The sequence below is a fragment of the Erythrobacter sp. HKB08 genome, from assembly GCF_004114695.1.
Lineage (GTDB): Bacteria > Pseudomonadota > Alphaproteobacteria > Sphingomonadales > Sphingomonadaceae > Parerythrobacter_A.
This window is the reverse complement of the sequence record NZ_CP035310.1, coordinates 2683867-2703317: the sequence shown is the minus strand read 5'-3', so window position 1 is coordinate 2703317 and position 19451 is coordinate 2683867. Positions and strand designations below refer to the sequence as shown.

The following is a 19451-nucleotide window of genomic DNA, read 5'->3' as shown; positions in this document are numbered from 1 at the left end:
TCGACTTCCCAGCACGAAGGACAAACCTCCCCATGGCAGACATCAATTCGCCCATCGAAATCGGCGTGACCACCGGCCCCATTCGCGGCAGCCGCAAGATCCACGTCGGCGCGCGCACCGGCAGCGGCATCCGTGTCGCCATGCGCGAGATCGACCTGGAAGGCGACGAGCCGAGCGTGCGGGTCTACGACACCTCCGGCCCCTACACCGACCCGGACGTGGCGATCGACATCGACAAGGGACTCGCCCCGCTGCGCCGCGAATGGATCATGGCGCGCGGCGATGTCGAGGAATACGACGCGCGCGAAGTGAAGCCGGAAGACAACGGCCAGCTCGGCCCGGACCGTTCGGGCGGCGTCCCGGCGTTCCCCAATGTCGTCAAGCGCCCGCTGCGCGCGAATGCCGGGCAGAACGTCACCCAGATGCACTATGCCCGCCGCGGCATCATTACGTGCGAGATGGAATATGTCGCCGAGCGCGAGAACCTCGGCCGCGAAATGGCCGCCGAGCTGATTGCCGCCAACCGCGAGGGCGCGCAGGACTGGGGCGCTGCCATCCCCGACATCATCACGCCGGAATTCGTGCGCGACGAGGTCGCTCGCGGCCGCGCGATCATCCCGAACAACATCAACCACCCGGAAAGCGAGCCGATGGCGATCGGGCGCAACTTCCTCGTCAAGATCAACGCCAATATCGGCAACTCCGCCGTGGCATCGGACGTGGCGAGCGAGGTAGACAAGATGGTCTGGTCGATCCGCTGGGGCGCGGACACCGTCATGGACCTCTCCACGGGCCGCAACATCCACGACACGCGCGAATGGATCATCCGCAACTCGCCCGTCCCCATCGGCACCGTGCCGATCTACCAGGCGCTGGAGAAGGTCGGCGGCATTGCCGAGGACCTGACCTGGGAAATCTTCCGCGACACGCTGATCGAGCAGGCCGAACAGGGCGTCGACTATTTCACCATTCACGCCGGCGTGCGCCTGCCCTACGTCCCGATGACCGCCAAGCGCGTTACCGGCATCGTCAGCCGCGGCGGCTCGATCATGGCGAAATGGTGCCTCGCGCATCACAAGGAGAGCTTCCTCTACGAGCGCTTCGACGAGATCACCGAGATCATGAAGGCATACGACATCGCCTATTCGCTGGGCGACGGCCTGCGCCCCGGCTCTATCGCCGACGCAAACGACGAAGCCCAGTTCGCCGAGCTCTACACGCTGGGCGAACTGACCAAGCGCGCCTGGGAGCAGGACGTGCAGGTGATGATCGAAGGCCCCGGCCACGTGCCGATGCACAAGATCAAGGAGAACATGGACAAGCAGCTGGAGGCTTGCGGCGAAGCGCCCTTCTACACGCTCGGCCCGCTCGTCACCGATATCGCGCCGGGATACGACCACATCACCAGCGGCATCGGCGCGGCGCAGATCGGCTGGTACGGCACCGCCATGCTCTGTTACGTCACGCCCAAGGAACACCTCGGCCTGCCCGACCGGGACGATGTGAAAGTGGGCGTGGTGACCTACAAGCTCGCCGCCCACGCCGCCGACCTCGCCAAGGGCCACCCGGCCGCCAAGGTCCGCGACGACGCATTGAGCAAGGCCCGCTTCGAATTCCGCTGGCGCGACCAGTTCAACCTCAGCCTCGACCCCGACACGGCCGAGCAATATCACGACCAGACCCTCCCGGCGGAAGGCGCCAAGACCGCCCACTTCTGCTCCATGTGCGGCCCGAAATTCTGCTCGATGAAGATCACGCAGGAAGTGCGCGATTTTGCCGCGAAGCAGAACTCGGACAGCTATCTTGCGAGCGAAAACATCAAGCGCGAGACCTCAGCCGAAGAGGCCGAGGAAGCGGAGAAGGGGATGGAGGAGATGAGCGAGGTTTACCGCGAGAAGGGCGAGAAACTGTATTTGCCGGAATGACTTAATGAATCACCGGCGCTAAAGCCTCTGGTCTATGAGTATAGATGGCTTCATCACCTGCCTTACCCTTTTGGTTGGACTTTATACGATCGCTTCGCCTGTAGCGAAGCTGCGGTTCCGATTGCTGGGATGGAAGCTGTGGGCTCCATCAGCAGTGTTCTTGGGCGCAATTACGTACTTTCTCCTGTTCGATAGGGTGGCGCCGAATTGCAACAGCAGCGTTTGCTCAGGCTTTGAGATCAAACCAAGCTCTCGGTTGTCCAACGAAATTGCCTTCGGGCTCACAATGCTTTGGCTATCGTTTCTCGGCGCACTCTATAGTTCTAGAAAAATTTCTATCCGCAACTATCGCCTATTCCGCGACTTGGTTGAACGGTTGATCAGTGACAGAAAATATGGGGAAGTTGTCGAGCTAATTGAGCCTCATTTCGACGCAATCGCACTTCGCGCGAACCGCGGGCATTGGATGCAGCGAACCATCGATGCGGTTCGTCACCACGGAAAGCGCAGTCCGGAGCTCGAATACCTCTTCGCACAGCATGAGAGTTCGGTCACGAGTGCCAAGCTGCGAGGCAGGGTGTGGGAGGCGATAAAGGGAGCGATGCTGTCATGCGCACAGCCGTTCATAACTGCATTTCCAGACGAGGATATTAAGCAGAAGAATGCACGTCAGATCATAAGGCGATTGATGTCGAATGATGAGTTTGTGCGTTTTGTCGCGCAGGAGAGAACGAGGTTCGCCCTGAGAATTCTGGAATCGGATTTGTCCGATTCCTATGAGTTCTCCGATAGAGCATTCACTTTCTTCATCAGTGGAATCGATGCTCCACTCCGCCAAGAGATTTGGGAGAACGACAGTCTAGGGCTGTGTTTTTACGACATCGATTCAGACAATCAGATAATCGCATACCTTTTTACAGACTCGAAGAAAGCGGAGGAGCGAGAAGTTTATCGGCCGATTGGCGAGTTTGCTTTCGACAGTCTCGAAGACGAAAAATACCTTAGGCTGCTGAATTCCAAGCCGAGAGATTTCGACAAAATGAAAAGGTCCGACGACCTATTCCTTGTTATACAATTCTTTGACATAATGATCAGATCTTCGGCTAGAGATGGAATAGAATGGCACATGTGGCTTTACTACATGAATATTCTAACTCGAAGGCTGGTCGAAATTATCGACACTGATCACCCAGACTATGATGAAAATTCAGAATTCCCTAATTTCGCGCATTTCCTGATATATAAAATTGTTAGTAATCTTAGGGATTGGATCCGGCTTTTCGAATGCCTACAGGCGGACAGTCCCGCGCTTATCATTGATAGTCCAGCAGCCACACATGAGAATGGCCACATCATCAAATCGGCAATCCTCTCCGTTGGCATTTGCATTCGTGAGCTATTGAGTTCCGACAAGATTAGTGATCGATTCATCGCGTATGTTCTGGAGATTGTCCTCCGAGCTCGGCGCGATGCGCAGCAACATGATAATGGTGCGCTTGTCGCTGAAGCTTTGACAAATTCTATTGTTGAGGGTGGACCGATGGGGTTCGGCGATATGCAAGGACATCGCCTCTTGGTTTGCTTTCACGAAATGGATCACGTTGCTCAATATGAGCATCGAGATTTAGGACAAATACTCGAAGAACGATACGCCTAGCCGGACCTAAGGGTTGGGACATTCGTCAGGCTACGTTGGCAAATTTGGGCGAAGTCAAAGCAAAGCACATTGCTCCAAAACGACTATCATCTGGTGAACCCAACAAGCACCCGGTCCAGCGCCTGCAGGAAGTTCGACCGGTCCGCCTTGCTGAACGGCGGCGGGCCTCCACCGAGCCCGTCCATCCCGGCGCGCAGGTCTTCCATGATCGCGCGGGTGGCTATGGCGCTGCCGATGCTGGCGGCATCGAAGGGCTTGCCGTCGTGGCGCAGTACCGTCGCGCCCGCCTTGAGGCAGCGTTCGGCCAGCAGGATGTCGGCGGTGATGACTACGCTGCGCGGCCCCGCGTTCTCCGCAATCCAGTCGTCCGCCGCGTCGAAGCCGTCCGAGACCACCACGCGCTTTACCCGCTCGCTCACCGGCACGCGGAAGGGGCTGTTGCTGACCACGCGGACATGCGCCTTGTGGCGGTCGGCCACGCGGTAGATTTCCTCCTTCACCGGGCAGGCATCGGCGTCGACGAGGATGGTGACGGGTTCCTTCATGGACCCGGGCCTAGCGCGCCCGGCTGTCTCGCACCACCGTGCTCGCCCTTGCGCAAATTGCGGCTCAGCTTCACTGTCCCAACGGACAGGAGGAATTGCGCCCCGTGACCCGGACCGAGACCAACCGCTCGCTCATCACCAAGGCCTTCGAGGGGCTGCGCCATGGCGATCCCTCGCATTTCATGCCGCTGTTCGACGAGGATATCGAATGGTGGGTGATGGGCTCGTCCGCCTGGTCGAAGCACGCGAAGGGCCTCGCCAATGTCGAGCGCGATCTCGTCGGGCCGCTGTTTGCCCGCTTTGCGGGGCCATACCTCAATATTCCCGAGCTAATCCTTGCCGATGGCGACCATGTCGTCGTGCTGGCGAAAGGCGATGCCGAGACGGTCGAGGGCGAGCGCTACGACAACGACTATTGCTTCGTGTTCCGGATGAAGGACGGCAAGATCGTCGAAGTGCGCGAGTACATGGACACGATCCTCGCCGACAAGGCGCTCGGCACCGGGTGAGGGGGCCGACGGCAGGGGCGAGATGGCAGACTACCTGATCTTCTTTGCGCTCGTGCTGGGTATCAACCTGATGCCGGCATTCGGACCGCCGACGTGGTCGATCATCGCGCTCTATGCGCTGAATGGCGATCTCAAGCTGGCGTTGCTGGTAATCGTCGGAGCGCTGGCGGCGGCGCTGGGGAGGTTCCTGCTCGGCCATGCGACGCGGCTGTTCGGCGAGCGCTTCCTGACCGAGCGGATACAGGCGAACCTCGAGGCTGCGCGCGAGGCGCTGGAGCAACGCAGGCGCAATACGGTGCTCGCGCTCGGCCTGTTCGCGCTCTCGCCGGTTCCCTCGGCCCAGCTGTTCGAGGCCGCGGGGCTGGCGCGGCTACCGCTGCTGCCCTTCACCGCCGCCTTCTTCGCAGGGCGCATCGTCAGCTACACGATCTACGGCCTGACCGCTGCGGGCCTCGCCTCGACGAGCCTTGGCGAAGCGTTCCGCGAACAGTTCAGCAGCCCGCTCGGCATCGCGCTGCAAGTGGCGATGCTGGTCGGGCTGGTGCTGCTGGCACGGGTGGATTGGGCCAAGCGGTTCGGACGTGAGCGGGGCGGAGCTTGAGCATCGCTTCAAGGGCATACAGAATTACCCTTCCATCCGGCCCGACACTCCCCATGTCGGTAGGTGAGACAACAAAAGAGGAGAGCGCATCATGCAGGTCCAGTTCAATTCCGATCACACCGTCATGGGTACGGAAAACGTCGCGGAGCGGATCGAGGGCAAGGTGCGCGAGAAGCTCGGGCGGTTCGAGGATCGGCTGACCCGCCTCGAGATCCATGTGCATGACGAGCATCGCCACACCCACGGACATGACGACAAGGCCTGCACCATCGAGGCGCGGCCGCGTTCGGGCAAGCCGATCGGGGTGACGGAGACCGGCTCCACCGTCGACGATGCCGCGCGCAAGGCGGCGATGACGCTCGCCCAGCGGCTCGACCGGCACTTCGGCAAGCAGTCGCGCCACTCGCACGACCAGCGGCCCGACAAGGTGATGTAATCCGCCAGGCGGCGGCCGGAAATTGCGCCTTTAGGCCATCCGGGACATATTCGAGACACGGGTCGCCCTCTTGGGAAAGGAGGGGCTGACCATGATTGGCAAATACACATACCTGCAGGTCGCGCTGTTCGTGTTCGGGGTGATATTCTGCCTCGTCTATCCGCTCGCACTGGTGTGGCCGGCGGGCTGGGTGTGGCATGAAGGTGCGCCGCTTTCGAACAATTACTACGCGATGATCCTGGGCGTTTACGCGACGCTCGGCATTTTCCTGATCCGCGCGGCGAGCAACCCGTCGGCGCATGTCTCGCTGATCTGGTTCACCGTGTGGTCGAGCGTCATCCACGCACTGGTCATGGCTGTGCAGGCTGTCCAGCAGCCGATGCACGGCGGTCACCTGCTCGGCGATGTGCCTGCATTGCTGCTGGTCGCGGTGGTGCTGGGAGTGCTGGTGCGCAAGGCCGAACCTGCCACCGGCTGAGGAGGAGTTTCCGGACGCTTCCCTTGCGCCCGCGGATATGGTCCAAGAGGCGATGATGAAACTGACCTATTGCCTTCACCGCCTCCCCTCGCTCACCCGCGAGGAATTCCAGCGCTACTGGCGCGAGACGCATGCGCCGCTGGTCAAGGCGGCTGCACCGCATCTCGGCATCGTGCGTTACATCCAGTGCCACACGGAGGATCACCCGATCCTCGCGCCGACGGCCGAAGGGCGCGGGATGCCGCACGGCGAGGGCGAGGAATTCGACGGCGTGGCGGAAATCTGGCTCGCCGAAGACGATGTCTCGGGCGAGCCGACGGCGGAAGCCGCGGAGCACGCCCGCATCCTTCTAGAGGACGAGGCGAAGTTCATCGATTTCACCCGCTCGCGCATGTTCATCACGCGCGAAAATGTCGTCATTGGCTAGGAGCAGGCAGGATATGTCCGAACCCAAGAAGAAATACCGCGTCCCCTTCGTCGAGCGCACGGGGATGACGCGCATCGAGGAACGGCGCGGGTATTCGAAGCTGCTGATGCCGCTCGAGCCCAATGCGAACCATGTCGACGTCATGTACCTCGGCGCTTTCTGCGTGCTTGCCGAAGCGGTTGCGGCGGGTCCGGGCATCTCGATCCTCGACACGGAGAAGTACTTCCCGATCATCAAGGATATCGCGGTCGACTTCCACCGCATGGTGGCGAGCGACGTGACGGCCGAATACGGACTGAGCGACGAGGAGATCGACGCGCTGCTCGCCGATCTCGAGCGCAAGGGTAGCGCGGGCTACACCGCCGATGTGCCGATGTATGACGCAGACGGGCAGCTAGCCGCTACCGGACGCGTGACGGTCAAGTTGCTGAGCCACAACTGGACCCCGAAGAGCTGACCAGAGGGCTGCCTAGCCGCCGAAAATCAGCGCGTCGGGAATGCGATAGCGTTCCGGGCCGTAGCTGATGATCGTCCAGTCGTCCTCGCGCGTCGCTTTGAAGGTCCAGCCGGCGGAGCCATCGGCCTGCGCGCTGTCCGCGCCGAAAGCCTTGCCATTGGCATCGAAGAAGATCGCGCGCTTCGTGCCGTTGGGCTTGGTGACCTCGACCAAATGGCCGCCTTCATCGTCCCATTTGCGCTTCACACCGACATCGCATGAGCCGGAGAACGAGCCGCTCGTCCCGCAATCGATAATCGAGGTCGCGTTGTAGTCCGTACCGGCGACTTTGACGTCGACATCTCCCCCAGCCATCGGGCCGTTCTCGCCCATGCCGGCATTCGCGTCCCCGCGCGGGACAGAGACGATGGTGATCCCATCGACCGTATCGACGACCGTGCCGCCGAGCGCCGCGGCATCGCTGGCACTGGGGCAACCGACGAGATCTGCGCTGTCGTCGAGCCAGTTGGAAGTCGCCGCGCTTTCACCGAGCCTGCGGCACGGATCGCCTGCATTGGGATAGCCGTCGCCGAATGCAGCGAGCGTTTCGGGAAATTCGACACCGGGAGTCCCTGTCGCCGCGTCGTCCGGAGCGGCGGCGCCTTCGTCGGCTCCACTGCATGCTGCACAAAGGAGCAGGGTCGGCAGGATCACGGTACGCATGGCGAGTCTCCCTCTGGTTGTGCGAAGGATGATATGGATGAATTTGGCGAATGGCCACCTGTCGGGCCATATAGTCGCATCGGCGTCGCCATGCGGCGCAAGGGGAGGACCAGATGAAGGGTGCGAAATTCATTCTCGCCGCAGCGGCGCTCTACAACCTGCTGATCGGGGGGACTGCTCTGGTCGGATCGCATTCGACCAACGAGGGGCGCATCGTCGGCCTGCTCGTCGCCTGCTTCGGCATGGTCTACGCGATCGTCGCTACCGATGCGGAGAGATTCAAGCCGATCCTCTGGGCCGGCGTCGTCGGAAAGGCCGGAGTGGTTCTACTCGTCTGGTCGCAGGTGCAGGCTGGTCTGCTGCCGGGCTATGTCGGCCTGGTGCTGCTGGGCGACATCCTGTTCATGGTCGCCTTCCTGGCGATCCTCGTCTGGCCCGCTCAGCGACCCGCGTCGGAATAGCCCACACGCACTACCGGCTGGGGCTGCGCATCGGCGACGGGTTCGCCCTGCGCCCTGGCCTGCGCTTTCGCGGTATCGCGTGAACTCGATACCTCGGATGACGAGGCGATCAGGCGCTCCGCCGATCGCGACAGGCGCGGGATTTCGCGAACGGATACTTTCTGCGGTTCGAGCGGCTGGCCGCGCACCGGGATGCCATTGATCGCGCTTTCGCGGATCGGTTCGCCGGTCATCGGATGCACTTCCAGTTCGACCGGTGCCTCCTCGTAGGCGGCATCGGAATAGGCCGGATAGGCGGCGGCGAGCCTGGCTTCGTAACGCTCCTGCTGCCACTGCGAATAGGGCTTGCCGTCCACCAGCATCTCGGGGCGTTCCCCTGCCGGCGGCGTGTAGCGGGACCGGTCGAAATCGGCGAGCTGGTGCGAGGCCTGGGCCTTGCGCTCGACAACGTCGTCGAGCGTGTCGGAATAGCGGCTGACCGGCTCGGTGCTGATCGCGGTTCCGGTTGCGGCTCCGGCGAAGATGGCGACGACCGCGGCTGCGCCGATTGCATAGCGGGTTTTCATATCGACCTCTGAGAATTCGTTTTCCTTCCAACGGGAAAGACGGGTTCTTGGTTCCTCGCTTGCCGCGAATGCCATGCTGGCCTAGCGAGGGAACATGATCCGCTCAGCCCTTCCGATCGCCGTCCTCCTCCTCGCATCCTGTGGCGGTAATGCCCCCGAACGCGTCGCGACCTATGACGGCATCTCGGATGGCGAGACGGTCCATTTCACAGGCACCGAGCCGTTCTGGGGCGGACAGGCGGCCGGCGGCCAGCTGACCTACACCACGCCGGAAAACATCGAGGGCGAGACCTTCCCGGTCGAGCGCTTCACCGGCAACAGCGGTATCGGGCTCAGCGGCACGATGGATGGCGCGACTTTCGACCTGACGATCACCGAGGGCGAATGCAGCGATGCGATGTCCGACCGGACCTATCCGTTCAATGCGACGTTGCAGCTGGGCGAGGAAATGCGCATCGGCTGCGCGTGGACCGATGCGCGTCCTTTCACTGGCCCGCAAAACCCCTGATAATCGCCGGAACCTTCTTTTGGGAAGCCCGTTCCCCCTGCTGAACCGGCTGCCGCTTTGGCAGCCTTTTCTATGAAGCAGAGAGAAGGATCCCCCCCCCCAATGAAGACCCCGATCAAGATGCTCGCCATTCCGATGCTTGCATCCTCGCTGGCCCTTGCCGCTTGCGGTGACACCACCGAAACGGCCGAGCCGACCGACACCACGACCGAAACCGTCGCCGAAGGCCCGGGCACCGTCGTCGAAGTCGCGCAGGGCAACGAAGATTTCTCGACCCTCGTCACCGCCGTGACCACTGCACAGCTGGCAGACACGCTGTCGGGCGAAGGTCCGTTCACCGTTTTCGCGCCGACCAATGACGCGTTCGCCAAGCTGCCGGAAGGCGCTGTCGAAGACCTGCTGAAGGAAGAAAATCGCGCGCAGCTGACCGGCGTCCTCACCTACCACGTGGTGGCAGGCGAAACGAATGCCGAAGCGCTGATCGCCGCGATCAACGAAGCGGGCGGCTCGACCGAGCTGACCACCGTCAACGGCACCAAGCTGACGGCCGCGCTCGAAGGCGAGAACGTCGTCCTGACCGATGCTGCAGGCAACAAGGCAACCGTCACCGCGACGGACATCGACGCATCGAACGGCGTGATCCACGTCATCGATACGGTCGTCATGCCGTCCTGATAGGCGACAACCAGTCGACCCGGGGGCGTCGCTTGCTACGGCAGGCGGCGCCCTTTCCATTCCGGCTTTCCCTTTGGCGAGTCCCTGGATGGGGTGCTATCCTGCCGCCAGCTATTCGAGGGAGGAGAAGATGGCGAGAGAAGGCGGATGCCTGTGCGGCGCGGTGCGCTACACGCTGGCGAGCGAACCGGCGATGTCGATGGCGTGCCATTGCACCCATTGCCAGAAGCAGAGCGGGACTTCGTTCTCGCTAATCGTCGCCGTTCCAGAGAGTGATATCGAGATCACCGGCGAGGTGCAGACCTACGAGGACCAAGGCGAAAGCGGGAACACGTTGCAGCGCCAGTTCTGCGGCAAATGCGGCTCGCCCCTGTTCACCCTCGTTCCGAGCGCCCCCAACATGGTCTTCATCAAGGCTGGCACGCTTGACGACACCAGCGGTATCGCACCGGCGGTCCATATCTGGACCAAGAGCAAGCAGGAGTGGCTCGACCTGGGCGATGCGCCGCAGGTCGAGCGTAACCCCGGCTAAAGGCTAGAACAGCCCCGGCACCTCGCGCTGCGCGGCGCTGGGATAGCGCGGCTGCAGCAGTTCGCGCCGGTCCGATACGCCTGCGCGCTGGGTGCCCTGCGCAGCTCCGGAGATCGGCGTACAGACCGCTGCGCCGTTGCGCAGGAAGTTGAGCGCCTGTGCGACCGAAGCCTCGTTCGGATCGCCCAGCTGGGCCGAGATGTCGTCGTCCGCGCGGCAGGTGTTGGGCACGACCGAGGCGAGGCCGGTGAAATATTCGCCCTGGCCATCGGCATTCTCGGTCTTGAAGGTCACCGCGCGGAGGCGATCGTCGCATTCGCTCTTGTCGAAGCCGAACTGGCCGACCGGCTTGCCGAAGGTATTGGTGCCCACCAGCGCCATGTTGTTGCCGACATAGGGAATGAAGGCATTGGTCACGAGCTCGCTCGCCGAAGCGGTGCCGCCGCGGCCGATGAAGGCGATCTTGGTCGCGGTGATGGCTTCGGGCTGCGCGCCGAACAGGTCGGTTTCGTTCTCGCTCGACTTGCTGTCGCGCAGGGTGGTGCGGCTGAACACCTGGCCGACGTAGTTGCGGCCCATCAGGTCGCCCATCAGCTCGGCGATGCGAACGAGCCCGCCGCCATTGTAGCGGAAGTCGATGATAACCTCGTTCACGCCCTGCTGGCGGAACTGGTCGAAACCGGCGCGCAGGTCCGGGTCGGCGCTGTCGATGAAGGTGCGAAGGTTGATGTAGCCGACCTTCTTGCCGTTATCGTCGATGATCTTCGCGCCGTAGCGGTCCGACACCGGATCGAGCGAGAAGTCCGCCTTGCTAACCGTGACCTGCGTATTGCCCGTGCCCGGGATGTTGATCACGAACACGCGCGTGACGCCCGGATCGGAACTGCCGAGGCGGTTGATGACGCCCTGCGGCCCTTCGTTCGCCATGATGGTGGCGATGCTCTCGAGATTGCCGGCGGAGGTGCCGACCGAAATCAGCTCGACCCCGCGGTCGAAGCCCTGCTGGAACGCCGGTCCGGTCTCGAAGACCTCGATCACGAAAACGCGATTGTTGGCCGTGTCGTAACCGAGCCGGATGCCGAAGCCGGCGCTCGAGCCGGAATTGAAGAAGGCGTTCTCTTCCTCGATCGAGGTGATGTAGGTGAAGAAGCGGTCCTTCGACTGCGCGCGCGCCGGGGCAACGAGCGCGTCGATATAGCTCTGGACGTCGCTGTAGTTCGCCTTGTTGACCGTATTGTCGACCAGGTTGGGGAACAGGTACCATTCGTCGATCACGGCCTTGACGAAGTCCTGGCGGGCCGAGAGCGAGCAGGGGGAGGGCGCAGGCGTTCCGCCGCCGCCGCCACCGCCGCCGATGGCGCCTCCGCCGCCGCCTCCTGTCGGAGCCCCGCTACCGCCGCAGGCGGCAAGGGAAATGGCAAGGGCAATCGATACGCTGGTACGACCCAATTTCATGAAATAAACGCTCCCGATAGCCTGCCGATGCGACGTGACGGCAGTACAAGCGGACAAGACGATGCCGTCTGAATACGGGCTGAGCAAGGTGAAATCGGGCCAATTTCCATTGCTTCGAGCAACCGATCGGCGCTTTTTCGGCCCGATACGCATGGAAGCGGTGGAAAACCCCCTCGCAGGCGGTGTTACCACTCGTCGCTCCCCGCCAACGGGCCTAGTGTTACAAATCGAGGGAAGAAAAGGGTCTATGGCAGGAAATGCACCTGATTGGCTTGCGCGCGCGCTGGGTAACGGCGTCGATGGATCGCGCCTGACAATTGCCAGGATCGCCGACGAAAAAGCGTTCGGGCGCGGCGGGTTCTCGCTGTCCAGCCCGGCGTTCCGTGCAGGCGAGGGGCTCGACCCGTGCTTTACCGCTGACGAGGAAGATGCCGTTGCGCCGCCGCTCGAATGGACGGCCCCGCCGCCCGGCGCGCAGGAAATCGTCGTCATCGTCGAAGATGCGAGCGCGGATGGCGATGAAGCGCCCGTTCACTGGCTCGTCTGGGGCCTGCCCGGCCAGAAGGGCATGATCCTCGAAGGCGAAGCCCCGCCGCGGGTCGGCAAGAACGCGCATCGCAATTCGGAATGGCTCCTGCCCGAGCCGCCGCATGACGACCCTGCGCACACCTACGTATTCCAGATCTTCGCGCTCGACCTGCCCATGACGCTGATGCCCGGCGCCGAACGGGCTGAAGTGGTCGCCGCGATGGAAGGGCATGTAATGGCCGCAGCCGTCCTCACCGCCACGTACAAACGTGCGGACGAGGAAGACGGTTGGGACGAGGATGAAGAATTCGAGTGATCGAATAGCCAGAAGGAAAGGAAATTATCATGGCTAAGAACAACGCTCTCCAGAAGCCGGTGAATCTTTCGTCGGACCTCGAGAACGTCGTCGGCAAGGGTCCGATGACCCGCGCTCAGGTGACGTCGAAGGTCTGGGAATACATCAAGGCCAACAACCTGCAGGACAGCAAGGACAAGCGTCAGATCAATCCCGACGCGAAGCTCGGCGCTGTCATCGGCAAGGACCAGATCTCGATGTTCAAGATGACCGCTGCGGTCTCGAAGCACCTGAGCTGATCGGCTCCTAATTGCGGTGGCGGAACGGCCAGTCGGTCGTTCCGCCCACCCACAGCGCCAGCCAGATGATGACCGGCTGCGCCATCATGCGAGGCACGTGATAGGCGAGGCCTAGCCCGCCGTCCTCTCGCGCCATGTCCATCGTGAAGTGGTTGATATTGGCCGGCCACACGCACAGCGCGTAAAGCGCAAGGCCCACGCCCGCCGCGCGCCTCAAGGGCTGCGACCAGGGCTGGAGCAGGCCGACCGCGCCGAGCAATTCGGCGATCCCCGTCCAGAACACGACCGCTTCGGGCATCGGCACCCAGTCCGGCATGATCTGCAGGAACGGCTCGGGCGCGGCGAGGTGGAAATAGCCGGCCGCGGCGTAGAATATGGCGAGCAGGATGCGGAGCCCGGCGCGGATCACGAGCCGCTCCCTTCACCCGGTTCCCAGCCCGGAGCAGCCAGTTCGAATCCCGAAAACTCGAAACCCGGCGCAACGACGCAGGAAGCGAGCGTGTAGCCGTGCACAGGGACAGGCGATGGCTCGGCAGCCTGCCAATGGCCTTCCGGCACGACGCACTGGACCTGCTGTTCGCCCAGCACATCGCCGCCGAGCAGGTGCCAGCTGACCGGCCCGCTATCCCCGGGCGCGATGCCGAGGCGCAGTGGATCGCCCGCGTGCCACAGCCAGACCTCTGCCGCATCGACCCGGTGCCAGTGCGAGCGCTGGCCTGCCTCGAGCAGGAAATGGATCGCCGTCGAGCTTGCCCGCGCCCCGCCTTCAGTAGGTGCGCGCCATGTCTCGCGATACCAGCCGCCTTCCGGGTGCGGTTCGAGCCCCAGCCTGTCGATGATCGCGCGCGCTGTTTCCTGCGGCACTTCCATGTCTCCCCTCGCTTGCTAAAAGCCCGCCTACAAGTTCGAGGAGAGCTCCACAATGAAACGCCTGTCGCTGTTCGCCGCCGCCACCGCCGCCATTGCACTGTATTCCGGCCCCGCGCTGGCCGACACGCCCGAGGAAGTGGCCGAAGCCGCGCTCGAGGCCGCGCCGGTGTGGGACGGGCACAACGACGTGCCGATCCAGCTGCGCGGACGCTTCGAGAACCGCATTTCCGAATTTGACTTCGAGAACACGATGGAGACCGGCCCCGAACATTCCGAAGGCCGCACCATGCACACCGACCTAGCGCGCCTGCGCGAAGGGAAGGTCGGCGCGCAATTCTGGTCGGTCTATGTGACGGCAGCGCTGAGCGAACCCGAGGCGGTGCAGGCGGTAATCGAGCAGATCGACGTGACCAAGCGCCTGATCGACCGCTACCCGGGCGATCTCGCGCTTGCCCTGACTGCCGACGATGTCGAGCGCGCCGTGGGCGAGGGACGCATCGCTTCACTGCTCGGGATGGAGGGCGGCCATTCGATCGGATCGAGCCTCGGCGTGCTGCGCCAAACCTATGCGCTCGGCGCGCGCTACATGACGCTGACGCATTCGAAGAACACGCCCTGGGCCGACAGCGCGACCGATGCTCCGGCGCATGACGGCCTCACTGATTTCGGCAAGGACGTGATCCGCGAGATGAACCGGCTCGGCATGCTGGTCGACCTGAGCCATGTGAGCGAGGCGACGATGCACGATGCGCTCGATGTCGCCACGGCGCCGGTCATCTTCAGTCATTCGGGCGTGCGCGCGATCAATGGGCACGCGCGAAACGTGCCGGACAGCGTTCTCGAGCGCCTGCCCGAGAATGGCGGGATCGTGATGGTGGTCGCGCTGCCGGGCTTCCTCAATGAAGACGCGCGCCAGTGGTTCGGCAATCGCCAGGCCGAGAAGGCGCGGCTCGAGGCGCTATGGGCAGGGCAGCCCACCGAGGTCGAGAGCCGCCTTGCCGCGTGGGACGAAGCCAATCCGCTTCCGCTCGCGACAATCGGCGACATGGCCGACCATATTGACCATGTGCGTGCCATCGCAGGGATCGACGCGATCGGGATCGGGGCGGACTATGACGGTATGCCGACCGGCCCGGTCGGCATGGAGGACGTGTCGGGATATCCGCTGCTTTTCACCGAGCTTGCCCGCCGCGGTTACACGCAGGAAGAACTGGAGAAGATCAGCTTCCGCAACATGATGCGGGTCATGCGCGCGGCAGAGGCGACCAAGGCTTCGATGGCATCGATGGACCCGATCGAAACGGTGATGCCGCGCGACTGACCGCGCGACGAAACTAGTCGTCGACGGTTTCCGGCAAATCCTCGCGGTCGGTCGAGGCCATATCCTCGAGCTCGTCCTCGGACATGCTGTCGTACATCTGCTTCGAGGCGCCCTGCAGGTCCGACTTGTCCTGCTCGCCGCGCTTGGCGGCCAGCGCTGCGCCGGCCGCCTGCTGCTGAGCTTTCGACTTGGCCTTGGCCATCAGTCCTGCGCCTCCAGTTCGGAGCCGCGCTTGAGCACTTCGTCCCCGTCCTCCTGCTTGATCAGGTAGGCGGGATTGTCCTCGTCACCGTTCTTGGTGACTTCGCTGCCTTGCAGGGTGCGGGTGACCTCGCGCTCGAAGCGCTCCTTGATCTGGCCCTTGCCCTTGCCGTTGCCCCAGTCCCACTGGACGTACTGGTCGGTCTGGTAGCTGTTCGAATTGCTCATTGAATACTCCGATGGATCTCCCGCCCATCAGTTCTCGATCGTTTCGATCCCGTCGGTGGTGTCGGCATCGGCGCCGTCGATTTCGGTCATGCTTTCGCCGACGATCGAGTCGGTGTCGTCGCCGTCTTCCTCGTCGGTCGATTCGATGATGCCCGAAACGGTCGCCTCTTCCTCGACGTCGCCCTGGGTGGCAGCGCCGGTGATCCAGACTACCGAGAGGAGGACGACTGCGAGCAGCGTCCCGATGGCAAGAATCCACCGGACATGGCCGGTTTTCGTGCCGGCACTTGCTTCGTTATCGTCGATGTGAACTTCTTCGCCTTCTTTGTGCATGTCTCTTGCTCCCGAAAAATAGGGTACGACCCCGTTCGAGAGCAAAACGGCCCAAATCCGGCGCGGTTCCTCGCGCGCGTTGCGGAAATCAGTCGCGCAGGAGTTCGTTGATCCCGGTTTTCGAGCGGGTCTGCGCGTCGACGGTCTTCACGATGACCGCGCAATAGAGCGACGGACCCGGGCTGCCGTCGGGCAGGGGCTTGCCGGGAAGCGAGCCGGGCACGACCACGGCATAGGGCGGAACTTCGCCGCGGTGCACTCCGCCGGTCGCGCGGTCGATGATCTTGGTCGAGGCGCCGATGTAGACGCCCATCGAGAGCACTGCGCCTTCGCCCACGCGTACACCTTCGGCCACTTCCGAGCGTGCCCCGATGAATGCACCGTCGCCGATGATGACCGGATCGGCCTGCAGCGGTTCGAGCACGCCGCCGATTCCTGCGCCGCCCGAGATATGCACATTCTTGCCGATCTGGGCGCAGGAGCCGACCGTCGCCCAGGTATCGACCATCGTGCCTTCATCGACATAGGCGCCGATATTCACGAAGCTCGGCATCAGGACCACGCCCTTGCCGATGAAGCTGCCGCGACGCGCAACGGCGCCCGGCACCACGCGGAAGCCGGCATCGCGGAAGCGGTTGTCGCCCCAGCCGTCGAACTTGCTCGGAACCTTGTCGAAGGCGGGCGCGCCTGCCGCACCGCCATCCATCACGACATTGTCGTTGAGGCGGAAGGACAGGAGGACAGCTTTCTTGAGCCACTGGTTGACCGTCCAGCCGCCATTGCCATCGGGTTCGGCCACGCGGGCCTTGCCGCTGTCGAGAAGTTGCAGCGCAGCCTCGACCGGCTCGCGAACGTCGCTGCTTGCCGGGGTGACTTCGGCGCGGCGTTCCCACGCTTCGTCGATGGCGGTCTGAAGGCTGTCGGTCATTCTTGCTGCTCCCGCAAAACTCGTCGCGCCGCTGCTAGCGAGCCGGAGCGGGGGGAACAAGCGGCAATGGCGGAGTTTTCATTCACACCGCGTTACGCTTTATTGGGCATACGGGGGCGATGGAAGGACTGACGATGAAGCATCCCTTGCGCAGGTTGCGCTGTGGTAGCGCGCTTGCAGCGATTGCCCTCCTCACGGCTTGTGGCGGCGGAGGCGGCGGCGCGACCTCGGGTCCGCGCCCCCTGCCCACGCCTTCTCCCGCGCCGGTGCCTTCGCCGACACCCACGCCTACCCCGACCCCCACGCCGACGGCATCCTCCTTCGATACGGCAGAAGTGCGCCGCTCCGACGGGCCGAGGTTCCACAATGCGGTCAGCGCCTGGCAGGACGGCATCACGGGCAGCGGATCGACCATCGCGATCATCGACACGGGTATCGATGTCGACAGCCCGGAATTCGCGGGCCGTATCCACCCGGACTCGCGCGATGTCGCGGGCAATGGGACGGTCGATGCGGAGGACGACCACGGCACGAATGTAGCGCTGGTCGCAGCGGCCGCGCGCGACAACACCGGTGTCATCGGCATCGCGTTCGAGGCCATGATCCTCGCCTTCAGGACCGACCAGCCGGGCAGCTGCGCGACGGAGACCGAAGCGGCGCTCGACGGATGCCTCTTCTCCGACAGCGACATTGCGCGCGGGGTCGACCAGGCGGTCGCCTCTGGCGCGACCGTCATCAATCTGAGCCTCGGTGGCAGCCTGCCGAGCCCGACCTTGCGTTCCGCGCTCCAGCGGGCGGCGGCTGCGGGCGTGGTTATCGTCGTAAGCGCGGGGAACGATGGCGATACCACCGATCCGCAGATCGACCCGGACCAGCCGGACCCCTTCGCTGCAGGGATTTTCTCCGCTGCCGGGGACAATGTGATCATCGTCGGCTCGATCGACGAAAGCGGCCAGTTTTCCGATTTCTCCAATCGTGCCGGTAGCCTCGCCAACGTTTTCATCACGGCCCGGGGCGAGAGGATTTGCTGCGTCTACGAGAATGGCACGCTGCGCATTACGACCGACGAAAACGGCAACAATTTCGTGACGCTGTTTTCCGGCACGAGCTTTTCCGCCCCGCAGGTCGCCGGCGCGGTCGCACTGCTCAAGCAGGCTTTCCCGAACCTCACGGGCGAGGAAATCGTCGCGATCCTCCTCGACAGTGCCAGCGATGCGGGCGCTGCGGGGACCGACCCGATATACGGTCGTGGGATCCTCGATATTGCACGCGCGCTACAGCCTTCGGGCACGACGACGCTCGCCGGTTCGACCATCGCGGTCGCCCTGTCGGACGACACGGGTGTCGCATCGGGGCCGATGGGCGATGCTTTCACCGACGTCCCGCTTTCTACGATCATTACCGACAAATACGACCGCGCCTATTCGATCGACCTCGGCAATCGGTTGCGCTCGGCCTCGGTCCGTCCGCGCCTTCGTGGTGCAATCGAGACGTCAGGCCGCCGCGTGAGTGGCGGTGCGGGCGGTGTCTCGATGGCGTTCACCATCGCCGACGATGGACGGGCCGCAGCGCTTCCGCTCGGCCTGTCGGAACGCGATGCAGAACAATCGCGCGTGCTTGCTGCGCGGGTCGCGGCCCGGATCGCGCCGGACACGCAGATCGCATTCGGCTTTTCGGAAAGCAGCGACGGGCTTGCCGCGCAGCTACAGGGCCATTCCCGCCCGGCCTTCATGGTTGCGCCCGATGCGGGAGGCGATTTCGGCTTCCTGCGCAGCACCGACGGTTCCGTCGCACTTCGCCAGCAGCTCGGAGGCTGGGGGCTTACGGCAACTGCGGAGACCGGGGACGCTTTCATCGGCGCATCGCGCATCGCATCGGACCGGGTGGGCCGCAGGCTCGAGGATCGCCCCATGCAGAGCGTCTCGCTCATCGCGGATCGGCGCTTCGGCGATCTCGAGACGGCGTTCGGCCTCACCATGCTGGACGAGCGCGACACCGTGCTCGGCGGCATTTTCCACGATAGCCTGGGCGTGCAGGGCGCACGCAGCCTGTTCCTCGACGCCCGGCTCGGCGCACCCGTTGCCGACGACTGGCGGCTCGGCGGCGCGGTGCGGGCAGGGCGGACCGACGCACGGCTGCGAGACGCCTCGGGCGGCAATTCGCGGCTTTCGAGCCTCGCCTGGTCGTTCGACGTCACCCGCTCGCGCATCTTCCAGCAGGGCGACAGCATCGGCCTGCGCATTTCGCAGCCCTTGCGGATCGAGAGCGGCGGCCTCTCGCTGAACCTGCCTGTGGCGTATGACTACGCGAGCGAAAGCCAGATCTACGGCGAACGCTTCCTCCCATTCACGCCCGAGGGACGCGAGATCATGGGCGAGCTGTCATGGCGCGGCTGGCTGCTCGGCGGACAGGCGGCATCGAGCCTGTTCGTCCGCCGGGAGCCGGGTCACGTCGCGGCAAATCCGACCGATGTCGGCGCCGCGATCAGCTGGAGCACGCAGTTCTGAGCCAATC

Annotated in this window: 26 protein-coding genes; 16 read left to right on the top strand and 10 right to left on the bottom strand. The window is 63.5% G+C overall.

The annotated features are described in order from the left end of the window. Window positions 1–32 precede the first annotated feature (32 nt). Window positions 33–1925 (top strand): phosphomethylpyrimidine synthase ThiC, encoded by a 1893-nt coding sequence (gene thiC / locus EO245_RS13100; protein ID WP_128893346.1) that lies wholly within the window; start codon window positions 33–35, stop codon window positions 1923–1925. Window positions 1926–1959: 34 nt separating this feature from the next. Beyond that, window positions 1960–3582 carry a hypothetical protein gene (locus EO245_RS13095; protein WP_128893345.1) on the top strand — a complete coding sequence of 541 codons (1623 nt, stop codon included), beginning with the start codon at window positions 1960–1962 and terminating at the stop codon, window positions 3580–3582. Window positions 3583–3668: 86 nt separating this feature from the next. Here the strand turns inward: EO245_RS13095 and EO245_RS13090 are convergent, their stop codons facing one another. Next, a complete protein-coding gene (locus EO245_RS13090; RefSeq protein ID WP_128893344.1) occupies window positions 3669–4127 on the bottom strand; it encodes a YaiI/YqxD family protein in 459 nt (152 codons plus the stop codon). Between the two features lie 104 nt (window positions 4128–4231). On the opposite strand from EO245_RS13090, the gene EO245_RS13085 reads away from it, so the two are divergent. The 6 genes from EO245_RS13085 (at window position 4232) to EO245_RS13060 (ending at window position 7035) form a co-directional block, all read left to right on the top strand. After that, on the top strand, window positions 4232–4636 hold the full coding sequence (locus tag EO245_RS13085) for a nuclear transport factor 2 family protein (protein WP_128893343.1): 405 nt from the start codon (window positions 4232–4234) through the stop codon (window positions 4634–4636). Window positions 4637–4658: 22 nt separating this feature from the next. Continuing rightward, complete coding sequence (locus tag EO245_RS13080; RefSeq protein ID WP_128893342.1) at window positions 4659–5237, top strand: VTT domain-containing protein; 579 nt, start codon at window positions 4659–4661, stop codon at window positions 5235–5237. 91 nt (window positions 5238–5328) lie between these two features. Continuing rightward, window positions 5329–5673: an HPF/RaiA family ribosome-associated protein gene (locus EO245_RS13075; protein WP_128893341.1), complete on the top strand. Its 345-nt coding sequence runs from the start codon at window positions 5329–5331 to the stop codon at window positions 5671–5673. A gap of 91 nt (window positions 5674–5764) precedes the next feature. Beyond that, window positions 5765–6151: a DUF6632 domain-containing protein gene (locus tag EO245_RS13070; RefSeq protein WP_128893340.1), complete on the top strand. Its 387-nt coding sequence runs from the start codon at window positions 5765–5767 to the stop codon at window positions 6149–6151. Window positions 6152–6203: 52 nt separating this feature from the next. Continuing rightward, entirely contained in the window at window positions 6204–6578 is a 375-nt protein-coding gene (locus EO245_RS13065) for an EthD domain-containing protein (protein ID WP_128893339.1), read from the top strand. 13 nt (window positions 6579–6591) lie between these two features. Next, the gene (locus EO245_RS13060; protein WP_164931332.1) at window positions 6592–7035 is read left to right on the top strand and encodes a PaaI family thioesterase; all 444 of its coding nucleotides are present in this window, start codon (window positions 6592–6594) and stop codon (window positions 7033–7035) included. A gap of 12 nt (window positions 7036–7047) precedes the next feature. Here EO245_RS13060 and EO245_RS13055 read toward each other — a convergent pair whose 3' ends face one another. Then, window positions 7048–7737: a hypothetical protein gene (locus EO245_RS13055; protein ID WP_128893337.1), complete on the bottom strand. Its 690-nt coding sequence runs from the start codon at window positions 7735–7737 to the stop codon at window positions 7048–7050. 113 nt (window positions 7738–7850) lie between these two features. Here EO245_RS13055 and EO245_RS13050 point away from each other — a divergent pair, with 113 nt between their 5' ends. After that, window positions 7851–8198, top strand: a complete 348-nt coding sequence (locus EO245_RS13050; protein WP_128893336.1) for a hypothetical protein — start codon at window positions 7851–7853, stop codon at window positions 8196–8198. Here the strand turns inward: EO245_RS13050 and EO245_RS13045 are convergent. Next, window positions 8177–8764, bottom strand: coding sequence for a hypothetical protein (locus tag EO245_RS13045; protein ID WP_128893335.1), 588 nt, complete (start codon window positions 8762–8764; stop codon window positions 8177–8179). The genes EO245_RS13050 and EO245_RS13045 overlap by 22 nt on opposite strands. A 94-nt stretch (window positions 8765–8858) precedes the next feature. On the opposite strand from EO245_RS13045, the gene EO245_RS13040 reads away from it, so the two are divergent. From EO245_RS13040 to EO245_RS13030, 3 genes are all read left to right on the top strand, one after another. Further along, window positions 8859–9272, top strand: a complete 414-nt coding sequence (locus EO245_RS13040) for a COG3650 family protein (protein ID WP_128893334.1) — start codon at window positions 8859–8861, stop codon at window positions 9270–9272. 102 nt (window positions 9273–9374) lie between these two features. After that, window positions 9375–9947: a fasciclin domain-containing protein gene (locus tag EO245_RS13035; RefSeq protein WP_234026902.1), complete on the top strand. Its 573-nt coding sequence runs from the start codon at window positions 9375–9377 to the stop codon at window positions 9945–9947. Window positions 9948–10077: 130 nt separating this feature from the next. Next, window positions 10078–10479, top strand: coding sequence for a GFA family protein (locus tag EO245_RS13030; protein WP_128893333.1), 402 nt, complete (start codon window positions 10078–10080; stop codon window positions 10477–10479). Window positions 10480–10482: 3 nt separating this feature from the next. On the opposite strand, the gene EO245_RS13025 is transcribed toward EO245_RS13030, so the two are convergent. Beyond that, complete coding sequence (locus EO245_RS13025; RefSeq protein ID WP_128893332.1) at window positions 10483–11934, bottom strand: S41 family peptidase; 1452 nt, start codon at window positions 11932–11934, stop codon at window positions 10483–10485. A 247-nt stretch (window positions 11935–12181) separates the two neighbouring features. Here EO245_RS13025 and EO245_RS13020 point away from each other — a divergent pair, with 247 nt between their 5' ends. Together EO245_RS13020 and EO245_RS13015 are read left to right on the top strand one after the other, a co-directional pair. Continuing rightward, entirely contained in the window at window positions 12182–12778 is a 597-nt protein-coding gene (locus EO245_RS13020; protein ID WP_128893331.1) for a YbhB/YbcL family Raf kinase inhibitor-like protein, read from the top strand. 29 nt (window positions 12779–12807) lie between these two features. Beyond that, entirely contained in the window at window positions 12808–13056 is a 249-nt protein-coding gene (locus tag EO245_RS13015; protein WP_128893330.1) for an SWIB/MDM2 domain-containing protein, read from the top strand. Between the two features lie 7 nt (window positions 13057–13063). Here EO245_RS13015 and EO245_RS13010 read toward each other — a convergent pair whose 3' ends face one another. Beyond that, entirely contained in the window at window positions 13064–13465 is a 402-nt protein-coding gene (locus EO245_RS13010; RefSeq protein ID WP_128893329.1) for a DoxX family protein, read from the bottom strand. Then, entirely contained in the window at window positions 13462–13926 is a 465-nt protein-coding gene (locus EO245_RS13005) for a cupin domain-containing protein (protein ID WP_128893328.1), read from the bottom strand. The genes EO245_RS13010 and EO245_RS13005 overlap by 4 nt, the downstream gene beginning before the upstream one ends. Before the next feature lie 52 nt (window positions 13927–13978). Here EO245_RS13005 and EO245_RS13000 point away from each other — a divergent pair, with 52 nt between their 5' ends. Beyond that, window positions 13979–15247 carry a dipeptidase gene (locus EO245_RS13000; RefSeq protein ID WP_128893327.1) on the top strand — a complete coding sequence of 423 codons (1269 nt, stop codon included), beginning with the start codon at window positions 13979–13981 and terminating at the stop codon, window positions 15245–15247. 13 nt (window positions 15248–15260) lie between these two features. Here the strand turns inward: EO245_RS13000 and EO245_RS12995 are convergent, their stop codons facing one another. From EO245_RS12995 to dapD, 4 genes are all read right to left on the bottom strand, one after another. Beyond that, window positions 15261–15449, bottom strand: coding sequence for a DUF3008 family protein (locus EO245_RS12995; RefSeq protein WP_128893326.1), 189 nt, complete (start codon window positions 15447–15449; stop codon window positions 15261–15263). Beyond that, a complete protein-coding gene (locus EO245_RS12990) occupies window positions 15449–15676 on the bottom strand; it encodes a DUF2945 domain-containing protein (RefSeq protein ID WP_128893325.1) in 228 nt (75 codons plus the stop codon). The genes EO245_RS12995 and EO245_RS12990 overlap by 1 nt, the downstream gene beginning before the upstream one ends. A gap of 27 nt (window positions 15677–15703) precedes the next feature. Next, window positions 15704–16009 carry a hypothetical protein gene (locus EO245_RS12985; protein WP_199798657.1) on the bottom strand — a complete coding sequence of 102 codons (306 nt, stop codon included), beginning with the start codon at window positions 16007–16009 and terminating at the stop codon, window positions 15704–15706. A gap of 88 nt (window positions 16010–16097) precedes the next feature. Continuing rightward, window positions 16098–16937, bottom strand: a complete 840-nt coding sequence (dapD, locus tag EO245_RS12980) for a 2,3,4,5-tetrahydropyridine-2,6-dicarboxylate N-succinyltransferase (protein ID WP_128893324.1) — start codon at window positions 16935–16937, stop codon at window positions 16098–16100. Between the two features lie 134 nt (window positions 16938–17071). Here dapD and EO245_RS12975 point away from each other — a divergent pair, with 134 nt between their 5' ends. Then, window positions 17072–19444, top strand: coding sequence for a S8 family peptidase (locus tag EO245_RS12975; protein ID WP_128893323.1), 2373 nt, complete (start codon window positions 17072–17074; stop codon window positions 19442–19444). Window positions 19445–19451: the final 7 nt, after the last annotated feature.

Excerpts from the sequence above, each read along its gene's own strand:
- dapD (WP_128893324.1), bottom strand. The coding sequence starts at position 16,937 with ATGACCGACAGCCTTCAGACCGCCATCGACGAAGCGTGGGAACGCCGC.
- EO245_RS13045 (WP_128893335.1), bottom strand. The coding sequence starts at position 8,764 with ATGAAAACCCGCTATGCAATCGGCGCAGCCGCGGTCGTCGCCATCTTC.
- EO245_RS12990 (WP_128893325.1), bottom strand. The coding sequence starts at position 15,676 with ATGAGCAATTCGAACAGCTACCAGACCGACCAGTACGTCCAGTGGGAC.
- EO245_RS13080 (WP_128893342.1), top strand. The coding sequence starts at position 4,659 with ATGGCAGACTACCTGATCTTCTTTGCGCTCGTGCTGGGTATCAACCTG.
- EO245_RS13020 (WP_128893331.1), top strand. The coding sequence starts at position 12,182 with ATGGCAGGAAATGCACCTGATTGGCTTGCGCGCGCGCTGGGTAACGGC.
- EO245_RS13070 (WP_128893340.1), top strand. The coding sequence starts at position 5,765 with ATGATTGGCAAATACACATACCTGCAGGTCGCGCTGTTCGTGTTCGGG.
- EO245_RS13055 (WP_128893337.1), bottom strand. The coding sequence starts at position 7,737 with ATGCGTACCGTGATCCTGCCGACCCTGCTCCTTTGTGCAGCATGCAGT.
- EO245_RS13075 (WP_128893341.1), top strand. The coding sequence starts at position 5,329 with ATGCAGGTCCAGTTCAATTCCGATCACACCGTCATGGGTACGGAAAAC.
- EO245_RS13060 (WP_164931332.1), top strand. The coding sequence starts at position 6,592 with ATGTCCGAACCCAAGAAGAAATACCGCGTCCCCTTCGTCGAGCGCACG.
- EO245_RS13015 (WP_128893330.1), top strand. The coding sequence starts at position 12,808 with ATGGCTAAGAACAACGCTCTCCAGAAGCCGGTGAATCTTTCGTCGGAC.
- EO245_RS13095 (WP_128893345.1), top strand. The coding sequence starts at position 1,960 with ATGAGTATAGATGGCTTCATCACCTGCCTTACCCTTTTGGTTGGACTT.
- EO245_RS13090 (WP_128893344.1), bottom strand. The coding sequence starts at position 4,127 with ATGAAGGAACCCGTCACCATCCTCGTCGACGCCGATGCCTGCCCGGTG.
- EO245_RS13050 (WP_128893336.1), top strand. The coding sequence starts at position 7,851 with ATGAAGGGTGCGAAATTCATTCTCGCCGCAGCGGCGCTCTACAACCTG.
- EO245_RS13005 (WP_128893328.1), bottom strand. The coding sequence starts at position 13,926 with ATGGAAGTGCCGCAGGAAACAGCGCGCGCGATCATCGACAGGCTGGGG.
- EO245_RS12985 (WP_199798657.1), bottom strand. The coding sequence starts at position 16,009 with ATGCACAAAGAAGGCGAAGAAGTTCACATCGACGATAACGAAGCAAGT.
- EO245_RS13065 (WP_128893339.1), top strand. The coding sequence starts at position 6,204 with ATGATGAAACTGACCTATTGCCTTCACCGCCTCCCCTCGCTCACCCGC.
- EO245_RS12995 (WP_128893326.1), bottom strand. The coding sequence starts at position 15,449 with ATGGCCAAGGCCAAGTCGAAAGCTCAGCAGCAGGCGGCCGGCGCAGCG.
- EO245_RS13025 (WP_128893332.1), bottom strand. The coding sequence starts at position 11,934 with ATGAAATTGGGTCGTACCAGCGTATCGATTGCCCTTGCCATTTCCCTT.
- EO245_RS13000 (WP_128893327.1), top strand. The coding sequence starts at position 13,979 with ATGAAACGCCTGTCGCTGTTCGCCGCCGCCACCGCCGCCATTGCACTG.
- EO245_RS13035 (WP_234026902.1), top strand. The coding sequence starts at position 9,375 with ATGAAGACCCCGATCAAGATGCTCGCCATTCCGATGCTTGCATCCTCG.
- EO245_RS12975 (WP_128893323.1), top strand. The coding sequence starts at position 17,072 with ATGAAGCATCCCTTGCGCAGGTTGCGCTGTGGTAGCGCGCTTGCAGCG.
- EO245_RS13040 (WP_128893334.1), top strand. The coding sequence starts at position 8,859 with ATGATCCGCTCAGCCCTTCCGATCGCCGTCCTCCTCCTCGCATCCTGT.
- thiC (WP_128893346.1), top strand. The coding sequence starts at position 33 with ATGGCAGACATCAATTCGCCCATCGAAATCGGCGTGACCACCGGCCCC.
- EO245_RS13030 (WP_128893333.1), top strand. The coding sequence starts at position 10,078 with ATGGCGAGAGAAGGCGGATGCCTGTGCGGCGCGGTGCGCTACACGCTG.